Genomic DNA, 19,033 nt, shown 5'->3' with positions numbered 1-19,033 from the left:
ATAGGGGCTGAGGATCAGCGGCGATTTCTCGGTGGGATGACGCCGGTTGCCGGTGTAGTGCCAGGCGCCGATGTCGTTCGCCGGCACGCGGGGCAGGGGAGGGCGGCCCTTGGCGAGCAGCACCGCCTGTTCATGGCTGTGGGCCACGTAGCGCACCGACGAGGCATAGCGCTTCGGGAACACCAGGTGACCGACCACGGTGAACCCGGCAGCCTTCCAGGCCTGGGTAAAAGCGTCCGGATGATGCCAGCCGTAGAAGGTCAGGCACAGCGCATCATCACGCAGCACCCGCGCCATCGAGCGGTAGGCAGGCTCGAGCCAGTCGACCCGGTCGTCGCCGATAAGACGCTCGCCGTCGCGAGAGCGATAGCGCGCCGCATAGGGGGGATCGGTAAGGATGAAGTCCACCGAGCCCGCCGGCAGGGATGCCATCACCCTCACGCAGTCGCCGAGGATGACCGTGTTGCGCGGAGCCTCCGCGCCCCGCAGGGCAGGGACGGGGCTCATCGCCCCGCCTCCCGGTCGGATTTGGCCTTGGCCTTGCGGATCACCAGGCGGCCGTCGATCGGCAGCGCGGTGAGCTTGAGGTTGAAGCCGTCGCCGTCGTCATGGCGCCAGGCTGAGCCGACCTTGGTCCAGAAGGCCCGGTCGCCTTCGCCCTCGACCACATAGACGCTGTGGCTGGGGACGGTGGATTTGGATTTCGATGTCATGGGTTGGTCTCCCGTTGGTTTATCCGGCCACGCCTATCGCGGCCGGTCGGGTGACCTCGGGAACGGGCAAAGACCGGCAGGCAAGGAGGCTTCGGCCGAGGGGCTCCCTTCAGGGATACGGTTGGATGCCTTGCCGGACGGGCTGCCGGGGCCATCACCCCGACCGTTTCGGCCGCGTGGCTTGGCCGGCGCACGGGAGAGCGCCGACAGCGCCAATCCGTCACACCGGCTGGGGCAAGACGAGAGGATCTGTCCGCCGGCCACACCTGACCATGACGCCGTCGTCTCAGTCCCCATAAATAACTGGCTTTACACGGAAATTTTATATTCTACAGCAGGTGATTTCGTTGCGGAAGAATGCAACACAAGGCCTGCCGTCGGGGCATGCTCCCAAACGATAGGCAGGTGATCATTCGACTGCCGTTCCTCCACCACATTTGGCAAGAACAGTCACTCCGGCAACTCCGCCGTTAATCGGCCTGTATCTACTATGGGTAATTTTGCAGAAATCCCGTCTGTGTTTTGTATCTGCCGCGATACAGCAGAACGCGACTGCTATGTAGAGTATGGTCGGGCCCTTGTTTGGCAGGTCTGGACGAGCTTAGATTGTGATGAGGCGACGGACGAGCTTGAGATACGCACGTTCGATGTGCTTGTGATTGCCGGCATGGTACAGAATACGCTCGGAGCGACGCTCCTTGAGCGGATCCGTAATAAACCGGGTCCGAACCAAATCACTCCGGCGATATTGGTCGTGGACCATAAGAATATCTCTGAAGCAGCAGCACTTGGGCGCCGCGACCATATTAATATAGAGCATATTGAGTTTGGTCAGATGCTAATGTCCAGCTTCAGAATCATTATTACGGGGATTATTGCAGGGAAAATTAAAGAATCAGGGTCTGCCGATAGGCCAGCCCTGTAAATCACATCATGCGGCCATGGAACAATCTGCCCGTTTCTTCCCTGACAATTTGAATCCGGCGACCCGAGCATCGAGTGTCTGAGACTGTTCAGCGAGGTTGTTGGTTGCAGCAGTCGACTGTTCGACCATTGCCGCATTCTGCTGAGTTGTCAGGTCCATGTGGGAGATTGCCTGATTGACCTCGGCGAGCGCGGTCGACTGCGACCTTGCCGACGATATCATCGCCTGCATCTCCTGATGCACCGCCTGGATTTGCTGCAGAATGCCGTCAAGTGCTGATCCAGTTTGTTCCGAAAGGGCTACGCCGTTTTCGACTTCGGCTACCGAACGGTCAGTAAGGTCTTTGATCTCCTTGGCGGCGGCAGCAGAGCGTTGGGCCAGTTCACGCACCTCGCTGGCGACAACGGCGAAGCCCTTGCCCGCCTCGCCGGCGCGTGCTGCTTCGACGCCGGCATTGAGAGCGAGGAGGTTTGTCTGGAAGGCGATCTCATCAATCACGCTTACAAAGCGGACGATTTCTTCGGAAGAGGCCGCGATCGTTCGAATCGCCTCGACTGTTTGTCTCACGACTGCATTGGAAATTTGCGTTTCCTTCGCGGCTTTGGCGACGATGTTTCCGACCCGCTCAGCCCGTTCGGTGCTTTCAGACACCGTCTGCGAAACTTCGCCAAGGGCTGCTGCCGTTTCTTCCAGAGACGCAGCCTGTTGTTCCGTGCGCCGGGCGAGATCGTCGGCCGCGATCTGCAATTCGCCAGTATTGCCACGAAGCGACCCCGATACTTCGGCAACCGCGCCAACCGCGTCATCGAGTGCGTTGAGCGACCGATTGAAGTTCGTCCTCAACGGCTCGAACACGTCGGCAAAATGAGTTTTGATGCGATAGCTGAGATCGCCGTCGGACAGATGCTGTAGCGCTGTTCCAAGCTCTTCTACAGCCCGCATGGATCGGGCGGCCGTTTCAGCTCGTTCGGCGTCGGTCGCAGCTCTGAGATGCTCGCGCTCGGCAATCCGTGCCGCCTCGTCTTCTCGTTCGCGCGCGGCATTCTCGTCCGTTTGGACGATGATGGCACGAACGGTGCGAGCCATGTCGCCAAACTCGTCCTTGCGCGAGTCGTCGACGCCCTGGATTTCTGCATTTCCGTAAAGCAGAGCCTTCAAGCTCTGCGTCAAGGCACGCAGTGGCCGGTTGATTGAGCAGGCAAGAATGAAGGTTACAAATGCGACGAGAAGCGTGAGGGCCAGCACCAGGCCGACTAGTTCGATAAAAGTGGCAAAGGCCCTATCGCCCAGAGCGACAGCTCTGGCTTCGATGCGATGAATGGTCTCTTGGGCAAGCTCTCGGATTATGTTGATCCGGGCAGTGGCGATCTCGAACCATTTTTCCGCGCTAAAGGAAGACAGGGCAGTAATCTGACCATTTCTGATCATTCCCTGACGCATTTCCATCATGGCTGTTCGCGCAGCCGCAAGGCGCTGTCGAGCGTCTTGAGCAAGTTCGGGCCCCACCCCTTCATAATAGAGTTCGATCAGCGCGTCCTCTTTGCCTCCCATTTCGGTGAACAAGAAATACTGCTCCGAGGAAAATCGCCGGGCCGCAATGGCACCGGCTCCAAGGCCTCGCTCCTGGCCGGCGAACTCCTTGACCTTCAAAAGCAGGACGAAATCCGAGAGCGGTGCAGCGATCTCCTTTTCATCAATGCCGTGATGAAGGGAGACGGCGAGGGCGGCTAATCCGTCGATGAGATCGGTATAGAAGGTGAAAGCCTCTCCCGGCGTCGCGGCTAGCGCATCAATTTTCTTGCGAAGCTTCTCCAGACCATCGTGGGTCATGGGATCAATTCGCTCCATCAACGGTTTGGCGTACTGGTCACCGACTTTTTCGATCACGTGCTCGGCACGCTCGAACTGTTCATGAACCTCATGGGTCGTCTCACGTGCGTTACGCATATTTTCACCCATCTGGTCGCCGGCGCTGCCAATGAAGCCTGCCGTCGTTCCGCGCTCGACTTGCAGCGCGTGGATGAGATTGGCGACGATTTCAATCTCTTTGGTCGCAATGCGGAGATCATACATGTGGTGATAGCGGGTCCAAGCTGCGCCTAGTTCTCCTTGAGCGATGAAGACGAGCAAAGCAGCAGGGATAACAAGTGTCGCAGCCAGGCGCAGGCCGACAGGCACATCTCTCAGGCGCATTGATCGGTTTTCCTTATTTGACGCAGCCCATTTCAAGGTATCACAGGCTTTACATTCGCGATTAGGAATATTTAGAACCAATTTGGTTAAAACACATTTTAGTTGTTTGTCGTTTCTATTATTGTTTTAGAGACTTATGTCCTAATTGGGTGCCGTACCAGCGGATCGGTTCAACGCGACGATTCGCCATTTCCTGCCAGAATGAGAGACTGATTTCCGTCCCCGGTTGAGAGGCGTGGTCATCTGCAGTCATCGGATGTTGATGCGTGGGCCGCAAGTAAAGTCGACAAAAATCACGATTTATGGAATATTTTGATTGCGTAGCCTGGCCAATGGGTTATCCTTTCCATAAATCATGGACAAAAGTCGCGCCCCCATCCGCTCCTTCGGCTATGCCCGCGTTTCCACTGTCGGCCAGACCCTCGAGGCCCAGCTCGAGGAGCTGCATGGCGCCGGATGCACGATCGTCTTCCGCGAGAAGGTTTCCGGCGCCAAGGCCGACCGCAAAGAGCTGATGAAGCTCCTTACCACCCTCGGTCCTGGCGATGAGCTGGTGGTGACCCGCATCGACCGCCTGGCCCGATCGACCTTCGACATGTTCGCTATCGTCAAGCGCATCGTCGACGCCGGCGCGCGGTTCCGCTCGCTCGCGCAGCCCTGGGCCGATACCGATGACAGCACCGGCCGCCTCATGCTGGCCATCCTTGGCGGTCTCGCCGACGTTGAGCGGGATCTGATCAAGACCCGCACGGCCGAAGGCCGCGCCCGCGCTAAGGCGCGTGGTGTGAAGATGGGGCGGCGCCCAAAGCTGACGCCGGCGCAAAAGGCCGAAGCGCTCGAACGCAAGGCCAATGGCGAGCCGCACATGTCGATCGCCCGCTCGTTCAACGTCAGCAATCAGACGATTGGGCGGTTACGGCCATGACGGTGCAGCTCGACCTTCTGGACAGCCTGGCCGCCTCCCTGCCGCCGCGGCTTTATCTCTGCCGGGTCAATCCCGAGCGTCGCATGTCCCGCTTCTACGTCCTGGCTATCGAGCCGACACTGTTTGGCGGCTATGCTCTCACGCGCGAGTATGGCCGGATCAGCCGCGGCGGGCGAGTGATGCGGCAATTCTTTGAAACGGCCGGCGCGGCCGTGAGGGAGTATGGTCGGCTTCGCCGGGTGAAGGAGCGCCGCGGCTACGCCTAAGGAGAAAGGTCACTGGCATGGCGCTTTCGTTCGCGCCCGGCTGAAACAGAATACAGTGAAAGTGTTTCAAAATCGAGCGTTTGCATGACCCAATTGGGGAGAACCTGCTGATTAGTCCGATCTAGGGAGAACTCAATGTATTCTACGTCGTCATCTGTGGTTTTATCTGCCTCGTTAGTTCTTCAATCAGAATCTCTGGGTCTGTTGGCTTTGAAAATATAGGAACGGACGGAAATTCACCTTCCATCTCCCAGGGTCGTACGGTCCCTGTGTTGACCACCACCGGGCGCTCCAGCTCCACGAGACTTTTGAGAACAGGCGTAATGTCGCCGTCGAGAAGATTGACATCTAATATGGCGGCCGTGACCGGCTCGTTTCCAAGATGGTCCAAGGCCTCTTGGACGGTCGAGAATGGCCCAACGACTTCTCCTCCTGCATCCTGAACTGCAAACGCGATGTCTTGAGCGATGAACATCTCGTCTTCCGCGATCAGAACAATCTGATCTGCGAGGTGGTGATTGGAGAGAGTCATTGTACGTGATTAGGCCTGCAAACGAGACAAAGGTAAACAGAGTTCGACTACCAGCCCTTCCTGGCGCCAATCGAGATCGACCGTGCCACGCAGCTGGCTTCTGACACTCATGTCAATGAGGGTTGAGCCAAAGCCGGAGGTGGATTGTTCGTGTTCGACCGGAGGGCCACCGCTTTCGGTCCATGTCAGGTAGGCGACGTCAGCTCTTACCGACCAGCGCACGACAAGACGTCCCTGCGGAGCGGAAAGCGCACCGTATTTCGCCGCGTTCGTCGCCAGTTCATGAAGGACCATCGCAAGATTGGTAGATCCGTTCGCTCCAAGTGAGATTGCGGGACCTTCGATCGTTATCTGGTCATTCTCATGGGTGAGATGCGGTTCGATCAGAGACGCGACGAGATTTTGAAGGGAGACATCCGGCTGACCGATCTCTTCCTGCGTCACTGCTGGACGGATGAGTTCATGGGCTTGCGCCAAAGCACTGACCCGACCTCGTAACGCCTTAGCCATTTCGGCAGGGGTACGTGTGTGGCGCGCGGTCATGCCGATCATGCCGGAGACAACCGCGAACAGGTTTTTGACGCGATGGTTTAGCTCGCGAACGAGCAGCTGACGGGTTTCGACGACCTGTCGCTCAGCCGTGACATCGCGGAAAAAGACCGTGAGATCTTCCTCACTCGGGAAAGCACGCGCCTCATAACGTTGGTTGGTCTTCTCCAGGAACAGCTCCGCCGTTTCCATCACATCGTTTTCTACGGCATCGTGAAACGCATGCCAAAGCGGGTTTCCCTTCCAACCCGGAAAGGCCTTCCATACCGTTTCGCCGCTGAGGTCACGACCGCCAGCAAAGTTTTTGGTGAAAGCCTTGTTTGCGTAGGTGATCGTCCAGTCCTGCTTCAGAAACAGGATGGGATCACTGGTTGCTTCCAGGACTTTCAGAAGCTGAGCCCGCGCCTCATTAGCTGAGGTTTCGGCCTGCTTGCGATCGGTCACGTCGACGAAGGTGGCAACCGCTGTTCGCTGGTCTTCTCCGACGCGCCTAGAGCTGACCTCAAACTCGACGAGAGCGCCGTCGCCACGCCGATATAGCATCGGTTCATTGAGGACGACCTCTCCCTCTACGACAGTACGGACAAGAGGATATTCAGCCGGTTTGTAGCGCGCGCCGTTATGGTGCTGTGCGCCTAATCCTCGATAATCTTGAGCTTTCTCAGCCGAGACCTCTTCGTTGACGAGCGAAAGGCCAACATTGTTGGTCATCACGATTGCAGCGGAGGGGACTTTTGCAATGACAACACCGATCGGCAGCTGGTCGATCACGTCTCGAAAAAACGTCCTCTCCTGCTCCACATGCACAAGGCTTTCGCGCAAAGCGATTTCACTTTCCACGAGAAGGGCGATATCCGTGAGATTGGTAAGGTCATCATCCGTCCATTCTCGAGGCTCGGGCATGATCGCGCAGAGAGAACCAAGTACTTCTCCGCCCGGTGCACGCACCGGTACACCGAGATAGGCAACGACATTCAGATCGCGGATCGCGAGATTGTCTTTGACTCGGGGATCTGTTCGAGCGTCCGACACCCGCAAGGGGGCGTTCTGCTGAACGACGTGCTGACAGAACGAATGCGAAAGCGGTGTTTCTCGCGCTTCTGCGGCCGAGCCGGCCAACCCCGTCTGCGCTTTGAAAAACTGTCTTTCAGTGTCGACGAGCGACAGCAAGCTCACGGGGGCCTTCAACAAGCGGCTGGCAAGACTGACAGTCCGGTCGAAGACCTCCTCGGGAGCCGAATCCATCAAGCCCGATCGTTGTAAGGCTTGCAGGCGATCCTGGTCGCTGAGCGATGTGTCCGGGGCCGAAACGAACGATGTCTTTGCAGTTGCCGAGGAGCTTTCTGTCATGCTCACTTACAATTTGTGTCACTAAGTCTCTGATCATATGGCTGAAATCTCATAGATCATCGAAAGAGACCCAAAGCCAGACAATGGCACCATTTCGTAAGAGCGTTGCCTATGTTGCAAATGACCGTGATGGGTTGGAAGCCACTATCCGATCAAATCTAAAACAGAATTGCGCATTCTGTTTCAGATGGCGACGCCTTGTTGGGATGTTTGCGAGTTTGCGCCTTTAAGGTCGCGCTGCGCGCGCTTCTCGGCCACCCGGATCGCTGAAACGATGGTGGCGTAAAGGTTCTGCGCCTCATGTACCAGTTCACGGTCCTCCAGGTGCTCCATCTTCTCGACCAGAGCCTTGGCCTGAGCTTCGATCATTCGCAGCATAGTTCCCACCCTATGTCTGTCCAACAAATGGTTCGATAACAAAAGCTTAGCCGATTTTTCGGGGGTGTCATCCTGTTTTTTGCGCCGGCGCAAGTTTCGCGCATGTTTCAAGTTTCAGACAGACGGATCGAAGCTCGTTCTTAAAACACTTTCATTGTATTCGGCTTCAACGCCTTAGCCACGCCAGCACGGGTTGACGGCCTGCGGGCCCGCCGAGACTGGTTGAGGTCAGGTCAGAATGGCCTGACCGCGCCCGTAGGGCAAACCAGCGGACCTGCAGGCTGTCACCGCGGCGCGGGCCCCCATGTCCATGCGGGAGCCCCGGTTGCGGAGCAAGCCCGCGAGACCCGTGGCTCGCGGGCAGGGTCGGAGCATTGACGTGGGGAAGCGGCGGGGAACACGGGCGGGTGGACTAGTCTGCTAGGGTCGATGCGACACGCCCGCGGCGTCCAGGGAAGGCCGCGTGAGCGGCCTCCGGTCACGTCCGGATGGCTCCGGCCTGGCGCGCCGCTTCCGCATAGGCTGACAACGGTTTGTCGGCGCTGAAATGCCGATCGCGCTCCACCGGCAGCCCAAGCTTGCCGCGGATGCTGGCGATTTCCGAGATCCGCACCGAGCCAAGCTCCGGAGACTGCATGCCAAGGTCGCATAGGCCGAAGGCGATGTCCGGATCTGCCGGGTCGAGTTCGGTCAAGAGCCAGGTCGCATTGGCATCCGGCGTCAACAGCTTCACCACCGGCAAGGGGTCGATGTCCTGGCCGGCAGCGGAGCGGCGGCCGTTCTCGAGCATGGTCGCGCGTTGGGCGTTGGTGATGAGGGACATGGTAGGGTCTCCCGTTGATTGCTCTTTGCCCTAACGGGCACGGGAGAGGGCGCCCGCCGGCTTCAATCCGGCAGTCCTGCCCAACACGGTCTGGCGCGGGCCGGGCGTGGACGGACGGATGCCGGCGGGCAGACACGACCCTGCCGAGGGGCAGCGATCACCGAAGAGCGGCATGCCATCCTTCACCGGTCACAACTGACACGTCTCGGTTGCCATCAAGAGGGCCACCCGGCTAGCATCCCGTTTGGCTGGGAGCGGGGTTATGGCGAAGACAAAGACTGGCAACACGATCGACGCGGCGGTCGGAGGCCGTATTCGTATGCACCGGCTTGCGCACGGCATGAGCCAGACCGCTCTGGCGCGCTCGCTCGGCGTGAGCTTTCAACAGGTGCAGAAATACGAAAATGGAACGAACCAGATCAGCATCAGCCGGCTGCAGAAGGTGGCGGACGTCTTCGACCTGCCCCCCAGCGCATTTTTCGACGATGCGGCAGCCTCAAAAATCGACGACGGCGGGCTAGCGTCCTTCGTCCAGTCTCCTGAAGGTCTCGAGCTCAACAGCGCCTTCACTACGATCTCTGATCGCGATGTGCGTCGCGGCGTCGTGCGGCTAGTCGAGGCGATCGTCAAAGACGCGGCGGCTCAAGCGCCTGAGGAATAAAGGACATTATCATATATTATTGCGATGTGAAAACGTGCGCAGCGGGCATGATGCTGATTAGTGACACAACAAAGGGAAATCGATTCCCTACAAAAATTGTCTCGACAACCTCAGGTAATGATGAAATCATAATTCAGCTAATCTACAGCCTTGTCGGGCTGTTGGCTCGGCAGAGCCAACCACAAGGACCATATATGTCTGACGTTTCAAATAGGCCAAAAGGCAAGAGTCTTCACGATTATCTCACTCCAAGTGAGATAAAAAATGCTAGAGATCTGCAAGAACGTTTCCGAAAAATAGAAAAGAATAAGCCTTACAAGAGATCAGTAACAGTGGAAGATATCGATCGACTTATAAATGACAGTATCGCCCTTCACGAGAAAAAAAGCTCCCGCTAAGGGAGCTAATTTTGTTGCATAAAATTTATGACAGAAGATGTCCCGTATGAATTTACCGGCATTATTGACGCAATTGACCCAAAGGGATTTCAAATTATTGCTGAAAGGGCGTGCGCATATTTGACGTATAAATATGAATGTGATGATTCATATCCAGACAAAGAAATTCTTCGTGATGGTTATAACAGATGGGTAAAAGGAAGCATTCGACTTCCTTTGAATATTTACAACACCAACAAAAGGAATTTAGTGGTAGTAGCCACTCTCGTAGAATTTATGTCTTCATGTAATTTTGCGTCATATGTGCCAAAAAATGACAACGGTCACTATCTGATAAAATACTCATCCGAATTAACTGCTTTGGTAATGGGAATATTATTATATGATATATTGTTACGTACGGCATATGGCTCCGGAACAGTCGTACGTTACATTGATATTGATAAAATATCCGAGTACGAGCTGGAAGAAGCAATCTTTGCTATAAAGGAACGTAAATCATATAAATACAAATTCCGAAAGCTATTAAGTATACTAGAAAAATTTTCGGAGCCAGAACAATATCATTGATATATGATTGTATCACTGACGCTTACTCAGCGGCGCAATATACTAAAAATATAATTTCATATCTTATGTGACCTTATTGGCTATTCGACGCGCTTTTTTGTGTTTAAGAACCGCGCCGAATAGTCCTAGTTCTACTACCGTTCAGCGAATGAGCAGCCGCGCCAGCTTCGCCAACGTCTTGGGGGCCTGCTTCTTCAGCCCGGCCGCCGCGCCGACACGGGCGGCTTCCCAAGTGCTGGTCTCTTTGCCCTGTGCCATGTTTTTGAGCGTGCGCTCCACCCCAGCCCGGTGTCCTGCGTCCATCGCTTCCTTGATATCCCGAATGCTCATGCCTTTCCCCTGGGACTGTCAGGAATTCCGTGTGTGGGCGGGGCATAATGGGACCGAAGGAGATCACCCATGGCCCGCCGCAAGGAACCCAGCATTCCCGACGCTTTGCTCGACCAGCTTCTGTCGGGCGCCGATCCGAAGACCGCCTTTGACCCCGGCGGCCTACTCGATGGCCTGAAGAAGGCTTTGGCCGAACGGGCGCTGAACGCCGAGATGGACCACCATCTTGCCGGCGAGAATGGAGCCGGAAACGGCCGCAACGGTTACGGCAAGAAGACCGTGACGAGCGACAGCGGCAAGTTCGAGTTGTCTGTCCCGCGAGATCGGCACTCGAACTTCGACCCGCAGCTGATCGCCAAATACCAGCGCCGATTTCCGGGCTTCGATGAGAAGGTGATCTCGATGTATGCCCGGGGCATGAGCAACCGGGAGATCGTCGGTCATCTCCATGATCTTTACGGCGTCGATGTCTCGCCGGACCTGATCTCGGCCGTCACCGACGCGGTTCTGGACGAGGTCGCCGCCTGGCAGGCCCGGCCGCTCGAGCCGGTCTATCCGATCGTCTTCTTCGATGCTCTCAGGGTCAAAATCCGGGATGAAGGCTTCGTCCGTAACAAGGCGGTCCATATCGCCCTCGGGGTTCGCGCCGACGGCACCAAGGAGATACTCGGCCTTTGGCTAGAGCAGAACGAAGGTGCCAAGTTCTGGCTCCGCGTCATGAACGAGATGAAAACCCGCGGTGTCGAGGATGTCCTTCTTGCTGTCGTCGACGGCCTGAAGGGCTTTCCCGAGGCGATCGTCGCGGTCTTTCCGGACGCCACGGTCCAGACCTGCATCGTCCATCTTCTGCGTCACAGCCTCGACTTCGTCTCTTACAAAGACCGCAAGCCCGTCGCGACCGCGTTGAAGGGCATCTACCGAGCTACCGACGCCGAGGCGGCCAAGAAGGCCCTGACGGTGTTCGAGGAGGGCGAATGGGGCCAGAAGTACAAGGCGATCGGGCAAAGCTGGCGGCGGGCCTGGAGCGAGGTCATCCCGTTCTTTGCCTTCCCGGAGGAGGTCCGCAAAATCGTCTACACCACCAACCAGATCGAGGCGCTGAACTCAAAGTTCCGCCGGGCTGTGCGTGCCCGTGGCCACTTCCCGAGCGACGACGCTGCGATGAAGCTTCTCTTCCTCGTCTTGAACCGGGCCGAGAAGGAGTGGAAAATGGCCCCCCGTGAGTGGGCAATGGCCAAGGCGCAGTTCGCAATCCTCTACGGCGAGCGCTTTACACAGGCCATGGCCTGACAATGTTCAACCGCCCGCCCGCACACGGAATTCCTGACAGTCCCCTTTCCCCTTCGTGAAGACACCGCACATGCGGCATCACAAAATACAACGAAGGAACGCAGTCGGCTATTCCTGCCATTCAAAATTTCCACCCGCGCAGGCCACCCGCACGTCAGCCACGTAGTAGGCCGCCTCCTCGAACGGGCCGGTCTTGACCGCGATCGGCGTGTTGCGGAACACCATCAACGGCTCCAGATCGGATTGCCAGAGATAAAGCGCCAGCACCCGCCATTCCCGCCAGCCTTCCAGTCGCTCCAGATAGTCCCGCCGGATCAGCACCGGCACCGTGAACGCGAACAGCTCCCGTCCCGCCATCCCGAGCACGTCGAAGAAGTTCGCCTGCATGTGCCCCTGGACGGTCACGGTCTCGCCGAGCCGCGGCAGGGCCGGATGCTCGACCCCGTCGAGCGCCGCATGGGCTTCGCCCAGCGGCAGCTGCATGATGATGGCGGTAAGGTCCTGGGCGCTGTAGCATCCTGCCGGCAGCCCAGCGTGGCGGCAGATCTTGGTGGCATAGGCGTCATAGATGTTGGACGGCATATTCCGACTGCTCAAGCTCGAGATGAAGCTGGTCTTCGCCCTGCTCGGCTTCGCCCTCCGTGCGACCACCTGGATCGTCCGAGGAGCAAGCCGCCTGATCGCCAGACAATCACAACTCAACCGCGATTCGCAATCGCCTGCACCACGGCAACAGCCGCTGCCGTCATCCGCGACGGCACCAACGCGCGCGCGCCGGGCAGCAGCCGCGGCCGTGGCTCAACCCGTCCCGGCGACGGCGGCTGAAGCCTCCGGCGCCGTGCCACCCCCTCCGCCTCCGCAGCAAGCCGTCGCCATGGCCAGCCCAAGGCCGGTGGCCCCGCCCCGACCCGCCGCGGTCTTGCCGTCCGCAGCGCACGTCCTCGCCCATCCCGACCATGCCATCTACGTCACCACCGGCAGCCAGCTGATGGTGCGCCATCCCTTCGGTGACGAGCTGCTCGACCGCCTCGACCATATCCTGATGGTCGCCGCCCATCGCGACGGCGATCCCTTCCAGATCCCGCCGCAGCTTGACGACAGTGCCGTCGCCGACACGCCGGCTCCGGCCATGCCGCCGCCCTTCGACGATGGCGGCTTCGACCCGGTCGAACCGCAGCCCCTGCCGCCGGCGGATGCGGCGCTTTGGTGTGCCCGGCCAGGGAAACCCTTCATCAAGCTCGTCCAGCCAACCCCGCCGCCGATCATGCCCGAGTCCCAGAAAGCCGACGACGAGCTTGAGCTGATGCTGCCGCTGCCCGACCTCTTCGACGACGAAGCCTTCGACCGGGTGACGCCCCGGCCGCTACCGCCCGCCGACGGTGCCCTCTGGCAAGCGCGGCTCGGTTCCGGATTCCAGCCGGTCGCGCCGTAGCACTGACCACCCGGCAGGCAGCCCCGCTTTGAACCGCCGCGCCGCTATGGCACTCTCAACCCATGGACGTGCTGGCCTTCTTCTTCCAAAGTATCGCCTGGCTGCTGTGGGCCTTCGTGCGGCTGCTGCGCGCGCTGGCGATCGGAAGCTGGCGCGTCCTGCGCGGCGGCGTGCGTCTCGCCCGCCGTCAGGTGCGCCAAGGCGGCACCCACGGCACTGCCCGTTTTGCCACCCGCTGGGAGATCCTGAGGAGCGGCCTTCTCTTCGGCAAAGGGCCGGTCCTCGGCAAGGGCCGCTTCGGCCGCCTGTTGCGCTTCACCCAGGACGGCCTGGTGATGGTCTTCGCCGCCACCGGCGCCGGCAAGGGCCTCGGCATCGTCGTGCCAACCCTGCTCGACTATCCCGGTTCGATCTTGGTCACCGATCCCAAGGGCGAGAACTACGCCATCACCCGCCGCCGACGGGCGAAGTTCGGCAAAGTTCGGATGCTGAGCCCCACCGACCTGATGCACTCCGAGCGCTACAACCCGCTCGACATCGTCCGCGCCGGCACGCCCCTCGAGGCTGACGACGCGGCGATGCTCGCCCGCTACATGGTGCGCCCCGACGCCCGGGAACCCCATTGGGACGACAAGGCGGTGTCGCTGCTCACCGCGCTGATCCTGCATACCCTCGCCGAGCCGCCCGAGACCCGCACCCTCGCCCATGTGCGCAGGCTCTCGGTGGGCGAGGCAAACACCTTCCGCGCCACCCTGGAAGCCATTGCCCGGAATTCCCGCTCGGTGAAGGCGGCCGAGATCGCCTCCGGCCTGCTCGGCACCCTGCCCACCGGCGACACCAGCAAGGCCGGCGAGTTCGAAAGCGTGCTCTCCAACGTCCAGAAGGCCACCGAGATCTGGTCCTCCGGCTCGGCCGGAGGCGTCCTGTCCAGCGCCTCGACCTTCAGCCTCGACGAGCTGGTGACCGGCACCGCCACAGTCTACCTCTGCGTCGACGAGGAGTTCCTCGCCGTCTACGATCGCTGGCTACGAGTCATGACCGGCTGCGTGCTCTCCACCATCCTGCGCGCCAAGCGCCTGGCGCCGGGTCGCCGCAAGGTGCTGCTGCTGCTCGACGAGGTCGCCGTGCTCGGCGCCCTTGATCCTCTGGAAAAGCAGGCTGGACTGCTACGTGCCTACTGCACCCCGGTGCTGATCTGGCAACACATCCTCCAGGCGATCAGCGTCTACGGCCCCGAGCGGGGCCCGGCGTTCCTCGCCAATGCCTCCTGCCGGGTGTTCTTCGGCACCAACGACAATGACACTGCCGCCTATGTCTCGACCATGATCGGCCACGCCACCGTGCTCTCCAGCTCGCAAGGGGTGTCGCAGTCGAGCGATGCCTGGCTGCGCCAGCAGCACCAGCAGGGCCAGAACGAAAGCGGCTACTGGCTGCTCGACCCGGCCGAGGTCCAGCGCCTGCCGGTCACCCGCATGATCATCAAGTTCCGCAACCTGGCGTTCCCGATGATGACCAAGCGCATCGACTATCGGCGCCGGCTGCGCTGGGCGGGGCAGTGGGACAAGTGGCGGGCGGCGGTGCCGCCGCAGCCGGAATTTCCGTTTCGGGCGGAGACGCAAGTGACCGAAGCATCCGACGCCATGGCGCACGAGCCTGCGCCCCTCAGGCCGCGGCGCTCACTGGATCGAGGGTTACCGCCAAGCGCGCCGGCCACATAGGTTTATTTCGAATGCGTTAGAATTGGCTGGCTATGCTGACTGCCCGATCGAATGAGGGTGCGCTGCACGATTCGATTAAATCGGACAGATCCTTCGGATTCACGGGTTTGATGAAGATAGAATAAGGATTATTCTTGTTAATGCGTGCGATTGTTTCCGGCTCGTTGGAGCCAGTGACGAAGATGACTTTCACATCAAGAAGGGTCTCTTGGATTTCCGCGGCGGCCTCAACGCCGTCAGCGCCGGGGCCAAGCCGCACATCCATCAGAATTACGTCCGGTTTCCTGGCAAGCGCAAGCTCAACAGCCGTCTCCGCTTTATGCGCCACACCGACCACGTCAGCACCGGTGTCGAGGCAGATATCTTCAAGAAACGTCGCGATCAGAAAGTCATCGTCGACTATTAACACGCGGGCTGGTCTGCTCATCAGCGCATCTCTTTCAAAACCGACTGTGGAATTCGAATTGTGACGGTCGTGCCGTGGTGTGATTCCATGGTGATCTCCGCACCAAGTTGTCCGACAAGGCTGCGGATCAAAAAGGTGCCTGTCCCGCGCCGCCGTCTGTCGCTCTCGCCGGCGAGGTCAAAGCCGGCACCGTCGTCCTTGACCACAAGGACGCGGTGCAGGGAATCTCCTGAACCCGGGCCGTATGTGACGGCGATATTGCCGCCAGTCGCTCTAGGAAACGCGTGCCGGATGGAATTGGTGACGATCTCATTGATCAGGAGGCCGATCGTCGTCGCTGTACTGAGGGTTATCTCCTCGTCGGCTGCAGTCATAGTCAACGAAATTGAGCGGGAACTGAGCCCGTTGGCCTCGTTGATATTCGCGGACAAATCCATCAGGAATTCTCCTAGATGAATATTCGAGAGATTGGCACGCTGAAGAAGCAGACGGTGAACGAGGCCAACCGCCTGTATCCGGCCACTCATCGCTTCAAATGATATCTGAACGGCTGGCGAACCCCTGTGCTTGCGGGCTTCAGTCCACAACAGCGCGTCGATCTGTTGCAGATTGTTTTTGACCCGGTGGTAGACTTCGCGAAGCAGCGTTGCCCGATCGGCGCTGACGGTTTCCAGTTCCGCAATCGTCTGCCGGAGCCGGGCTTCGCTCATTTCCTGGGCTCGCGCATTTGCGAGTACGGCACCGCCGCCAATCGCCATCAGCATGACCGAGAAGAACGCGGCCCGAAAATCCGGCTCGAACCAACCGGCATCGGTGCTCTTGACCGCGACGAATCCTATGAGAAGCGGTGCTAGGATCACGATAAAGAAAAGCCGCCGCGTGCGCGTCGCCTGTGGCGTCTTATCAGCAATGAGATGAATCCAGGTACTCTCGGGCGACCGCAGGAGAATACCGGTGAAAAGTAGGAGGAACAGGACTGCCGTATGGAAGGCCATCGCTGCAAAAACGAAAACACCTTCGAGCGCCGCCGGTTTGATGACGTAGCATGTCAGGGTGACACCGACTATCAGGATCCCACCAGTGGCCGATGCTTCGGCGGCGGTGTGTGCTCGGCCAATTGTAGGAAGAATAGCGGGGGCAATCGCTAACAGGAAACAGATCGCTGTCGCTGGTGACATCGACGGAGTTCTGCTACCAGTCCCTGTGAACTGTTCGGCGTAAAGAGCATCAACGCCAGGCGCCGCTCCGATCACCGCTATGGCAAGATCCGCAAAAGAAATAACGGCAACGATCGCTGCGAAAAGCCGGCGGATATTTTCCATCCGCGAGCCCGAAACATCCCTCAGCGCTTGCGTTGCAGCTGCGAGAATGAAGCACAAAGCGGTTGACGGAACCATAACCGCACCGCCAGGATAAACCTGCGTCAGCCATTTGCTACCGAACAGCCAGCCGGGCAAAAGGACGAGGGCGGCAATCAGCACGACGAGACCGAACAATATCTGTTCTGACTGGGCGACGCGTTGTCTGTTGCCAATCGGTACTGCGATGCTCATGTTTCCCTAGCAATCTCCAAGCAAAATTGACGCCAGGCTTTCCGCCTACTTAAGCCGATCCTCTATGAAGTCGACTGTGATGTTTTGTCCACCGGAGAACACGCCCAAAACCATCACCCGGTCGGCCTCCACCGCAAAGGCGATGTTGGCGGTGCACCGATAGCCGATGATGCGCAGGCCGCATGCAATCTCTGTTCGCTCGGTGCCGCGCTCGGGAAAGGTTGCCAAGTCCTGTCAGGCCTCGCGGATCTTCCCGACGAAATCCCAGGCGATCTTGGCGCTCGCCCGTTCGGCGATGTCATCATAGAGCTTGGCAAGCTCGGCGTCGGCTTGTAGGTGGAAGACAACTCACCAGCTTATGCCCCCTATTCGTCGCGGGCCCTATGACGGGCTTCGAGGCGCGCAAAAACGGGTTCGGCCGGAACAGCCTGAGACGGGTCATTCTGCAGCCCATCGAGCCTCCGGGGCATTACCTCACGCAGCCGACGATCCCGCGTGTCCTCGTAATCCTCGAGCATACGCAGACCTGCGCGCACGACCTCGCTCGCATTGTTGTATCGTCCTGATTCAAGCTGCTTCTTGATGAAGCGCTCATAGTGTTCGTTCAAGGCAAAGCTCGCCATGGGACCTCCTGATTTCAGTATGGGGTGCAATTCTCACTATGACAACTGTTATTAACAATTATTAGAATTACCGCCGCCGCCCCTCCCCTCTGTCCCGCTCCCACCCCCGCACCATCGGCTTGCGCCACGCTGCGATCTGCCGCTGCCGGGCGAGCACCGCCTCCCGGCCGCCCCGGGCCGCGATGAACACCAGCTCCAGTTCGGCCTTCAGCTCGCGGATCAGCTGCAGCCGCCGCGCCCGCGCTGCCAGCTTTTGGCGCTGCCGTTCCCGTTCCGCCTTTTCCGCCGCCGCCTTCTGGGCCCGTAGCCAGCGATACTTCCGGCCGCCGACCTGGCCCTCGAGCTTGAACGCCAGGTCCTGGCTCCAGCGGTCGAGCTTGCGGCTGAGCCGCGCCAGCTGCCGCTCTTTTCGCACCAGCCAGTCCTCCAGGCGCCGATCGTTGCCGGCGTGGATCTGCGACAGCCGGTCCACCCGGCTGCCCTGGTCGATGCGCCGGTAGTCGAGCGTGCGACGCTCATAGGCCTCCACCCGCATAGTCTCGCGGACGATCGGATGCACGAAGCCGAACCGATGCGGATCATCCTGCCGGCGCGGCCGTCGTGGCCCCACCAGCCAGGCATGGCTCTCAGGCACCGCCTGGCGCTGCGCGATCTTGCGCGCCCGCGGCCCCACATGGATCTCCGGCAGTCGGTCAAGCCGCGCCGCTTGCCGAAAGTCCCGCCGCTGCACCGCCTCCTCGCGCTGCTCGGCGAGGCTGCGATGATCGACCCGGGCGCTATGCCCGGCCTCGCGCAGCATGCTGTTCTGATGATCCCGCCACGCCTCCCGCCATTCGCCAAGCAGTTCGCGGCTGTTCCACTCGCGGGTTTTCACACGGCGGAGGCCCGAGCCGGTCGCCTGGCGCAGGGTCAGCATGATGTGGGCGTGATAGTTGCGCGGATCGTCGCCATGCTCGGCCACCGGCTTGTGCCAGGCAATGTCCGCCACCATCCCCCGGCTGACGAACTCTGAACCGACGAACTGCCGCACCAAGGCGATCCGCTGCGCGTCCGTCAGCTCGTGCGGCAGGGCGAGATTGATCTCGCGAGCGAGCTGGGCGTCCTTGCGCGTCTCCAGCGCCTCGACATGGTTCCACAGCTTCTCGCGATCGCCGAGCCACTGAGCCGCCCCGTCCGGCAACATGATCTCGGCATGCTGCAAGCCGCCCTTGTGGCGATAGTCCTGAACCACCCCGCGTCGTTCGTCGGTGAGAACGGTCCGTGCCCGATAGGCGGCCGCCGCCACCGCGCTTGCCCCGGGGCGGGTTTCCCCCGTCCGGGCGTCGACCTTCGATCCCCGTCTCAGCACCTGCACCGCGAAGTGATACGACGCCATCGGCGTCTCCCTCAGAACCCAAA

At 59.7% G+C, this 19,033-nt stretch carries 22 protein-coding genes; 8 read left to right on the top strand and 14 right to left on the bottom strand.

Annotated elements, in window-relative coordinates; genetic code table 11:
- Positions 1-507, bottom strand: a 507-nt coding sequence (locus E3C22_RS24190; protein ID WP_134764460.1) for a DNA methyltransferase, incomplete at its 3' end; no start/stop codon positions are given.
- On the bottom strand, positions 504-713 hold the full coding sequence (locus E3C22_RS24185; protein ID WP_134764459.1) for a hypothetical protein: 210 nt from the start codon (positions 711-713) through the stop codon (positions 504-506). The genes E3C22_RS24185 and E3C22_RS24190, both read right to left, overlap by 4 nt.
- A gap of 490 nt (positions 714-1,203) precedes the next feature.
- Between E3C22_RS24185 and E3C22_RS24180 the strand changes: the two genes are divergently transcribed.
- The gene (locus E3C22_RS24180; RefSeq protein WP_134764458.1) at positions 1,204-1,638 is read left to right on the top strand and encodes a hypothetical protein; all 435 of its coding nucleotides are present in this window, start codon (positions 1,204-1,206) and stop codon (positions 1,636-1,638) included.
- A 6-nt stretch (positions 1,639-1,644) separates the two neighbouring features.
- Here E3C22_RS24180 and E3C22_RS24175 read toward each other — a convergent pair whose 3' ends face one another.
- Complete coding sequence (locus E3C22_RS24175; RefSeq protein WP_134764457.1) at positions 1,645-3,831, bottom strand: methyl-accepting chemotaxis protein; 2,187 nt, start codon at positions 3,829-3,831, stop codon at positions 1,645-1,647.
- 355 nt (positions 3,832-4,186) lie between these two features.
- On the opposite strand from E3C22_RS24175, the gene E3C22_RS24170 reads away from it, so the two are divergent.
- Both E3C22_RS24170 and E3C22_RS24165 read left to right on the top strand, forming a co-directional pair.
- The gene (locus tag E3C22_RS24170; protein ID WP_134764456.1) at positions 4,187-4,756 is read left to right on the top strand and encodes a recombinase family protein; all 570 of its coding nucleotides are present in this window, start codon (positions 4,187-4,189) and stop codon (positions 4,754-4,756) included.
- The gene (locus E3C22_RS24165) at positions 4,753-5,022 is read left to right on the top strand and encodes a WGR domain-containing protein (protein ID WP_134764455.1); all 270 of its coding nucleotides are present in this window, start codon (positions 4,753-4,755) and stop codon (positions 5,020-5,022) included. Before E3C22_RS24170 ends, E3C22_RS24165 begins: the two co-directional genes overlap by 4 nt.
- A 142-nt stretch (positions 5,023-5,164) precedes the next feature.
- On the opposite strand, the gene E3C22_RS24160 is transcribed toward E3C22_RS24165, so the two are convergent.
- The 4 genes from E3C22_RS24160 to E3C22_RS24145 form a co-directional block, all read right to left on the bottom strand.
- Entirely contained in the window at positions 5,165-5,554 is a 390-nt protein-coding gene (locus tag E3C22_RS24160; RefSeq protein ID WP_134764454.1) for a response regulator, read from the bottom strand.
- A 9-nt stretch (positions 5,555-5,563) separates the two neighbouring features.
- Positions 5,564-7,453 carry an HWE histidine kinase domain-containing protein gene (locus tag E3C22_RS24155; protein WP_134764453.1) on the bottom strand — a complete coding sequence of 630 codons (1,890 nt, stop codon included), beginning with the start codon at positions 7,451-7,453 and terminating at the stop codon, positions 5,564-5,566.
- Between the two features lie 183 nt (positions 7,454-7,636).
- On the bottom strand, positions 7,637-7,822 hold the full coding sequence (locus E3C22_RS24150) for a hypothetical protein (RefSeq protein ID WP_134764452.1): 186 nt from the start codon (positions 7,820-7,822) through the stop codon (positions 7,637-7,639).
- Between the two features lie 487 nt (positions 7,823-8,309).
- Positions 8,310-8,654 carry a DUF2958 domain-containing protein gene (locus E3C22_RS24145; RefSeq protein ID WP_134764451.1) on the bottom strand — a complete coding sequence of 115 codons (345 nt, stop codon included), beginning with the start codon at positions 8,652-8,654 and terminating at the stop codon, positions 8,310-8,312.
- A gap of 262 nt (positions 8,655-8,916) precedes the next feature.
- Between E3C22_RS24145 and E3C22_RS24140 the strand changes: the two genes are divergently transcribed.
- On the top strand, positions 8,917-9,315 hold the full coding sequence (locus E3C22_RS24140; protein WP_134764450.1) for a helix-turn-helix domain-containing protein: 399 nt from the start codon (positions 8,917-8,919) through the stop codon (positions 9,313-9,315).
- Between the two features lie 425 nt (positions 9,316-9,740).
- Complete coding sequence (locus E3C22_RS24135; RefSeq protein ID WP_134764449.1) at positions 9,741-10,283, top strand: hypothetical protein; 543 nt, start codon at positions 9,741-9,743, stop codon at positions 10,281-10,283.
- Positions 10,284-10,424: 141 nt separating this feature from the next.
- Here the strand turns inward: E3C22_RS24135 and E3C22_RS24130 are convergent, their stop codons facing one another.
- A complete protein-coding gene (locus tag E3C22_RS24130) occupies positions 10,425-10,613 on the bottom strand; it encodes a hypothetical protein (protein ID WP_134764448.1) in 189 nt (62 codons plus the stop codon).
- Between the two features lie 69 nt (positions 10,614-10,682).
- Between E3C22_RS24130 and E3C22_RS24125 the strand changes: the two genes are divergently transcribed.
- Positions 10,683-11,903 carry an IS256 family transposase gene (locus E3C22_RS24125; protein ID WP_134764447.1) on the top strand — a complete coding sequence of 407 codons (1,221 nt, stop codon included), beginning with the start codon at positions 10,683-10,685 and terminating at the stop codon, positions 11,901-11,903.
- Between the two features lie 108 nt (positions 11,904-12,011).
- On the opposite strand, the gene E3C22_RS24120 is transcribed toward E3C22_RS24125, so the two are convergent.
- A complete protein-coding gene (locus E3C22_RS24120; RefSeq protein ID WP_134764446.1) occupies positions 12,012-12,485 on the bottom strand; it encodes a hypothetical protein in 474 nt (157 codons plus the stop codon).
- Between E3C22_RS24120 and E3C22_RS24115 the strand changes: the two genes are divergently transcribed.
- Together E3C22_RS24115 and E3C22_RS24110 are read left to right on the top strand one after the other, a co-directional pair.
- Positions 12,472-13,335, top strand: a complete 864-nt coding sequence (locus tag E3C22_RS24115) for a hypothetical protein (RefSeq protein ID WP_134764445.1) — start codon at positions 12,472-12,474, stop codon at positions 13,333-13,335. The two genes, E3C22_RS24120 and E3C22_RS24115, sit on opposite strands and share 14 nt — an antisense overlap.
- A 62-nt stretch (positions 13,336-13,397) precedes the next feature.
- Entirely contained in the window at positions 13,398-15,053 is a 1,656-nt protein-coding gene (locus E3C22_RS24110; RefSeq protein WP_134764444.1) for a type IV secretory system conjugative DNA transfer family protein, read from the top strand.
- Between the two features lie 16 nt (positions 15,054-15,069).
- Here E3C22_RS24110 and E3C22_RS24105 read toward each other — a convergent pair whose 3' ends face one another.
- From E3C22_RS24105 to mobQ, 5 genes are all read right to left on the bottom strand, one after another.
- Positions 15,070-15,480: a response regulator gene (locus tag E3C22_RS24105; RefSeq protein ID WP_206027022.1), complete on the bottom strand. Its 411-nt coding sequence runs from the start codon at positions 15,478-15,480 to the stop codon at positions 15,070-15,072.
- A complete protein-coding gene (locus E3C22_RS24100) occupies positions 15,480-17,012 on the bottom strand; it encodes a sensor histidine kinase (RefSeq protein WP_134764442.1) in 1,533 nt (510 codons plus the stop codon). The genes E3C22_RS24105 and E3C22_RS24100 overlap by 1 nt, the downstream gene beginning before the upstream one ends.
- 45 nt (positions 17,013-17,057) lie before the next feature.
- Complete coding sequence (locus E3C22_RS24095) at positions 17,058-17,240, bottom strand: hypothetical protein (protein WP_245515178.1); 183 nt, start codon at positions 17,238-17,240, stop codon at positions 17,058-17,060.
- A 137-nt stretch (positions 17,241-17,377) separates the two neighbouring features.
- Positions 17,378-17,635, bottom strand: coding sequence for a type II toxin-antitoxin system ParD family antitoxin (locus tag E3C22_RS24090; protein ID WP_134764441.1), 258 nt, complete (start codon positions 17,633-17,635; stop codon positions 17,378-17,380).
- A gap of 67 nt (positions 17,636-17,702) precedes the next feature.
- Positions 17,703-19,033, bottom strand: a 1,331-nt coding sequence (gene mobQ, locus E3C22_RS24085) for a MobQ family relaxase (RefSeq protein ID WP_206027021.1), incomplete at its 5' end; no start/stop codon positions are given.

Source organism: Jiella endophytica, from assembly GCF_004519335.1.
Lineage (GTDB): Bacteria > Pseudomonadota > Alphaproteobacteria > Rhizobiales > Rhizobiaceae > Jiella > Jiella endophytica.
This window is presented reverse-complemented; position numbering and strand designations above follow the sequence as displayed.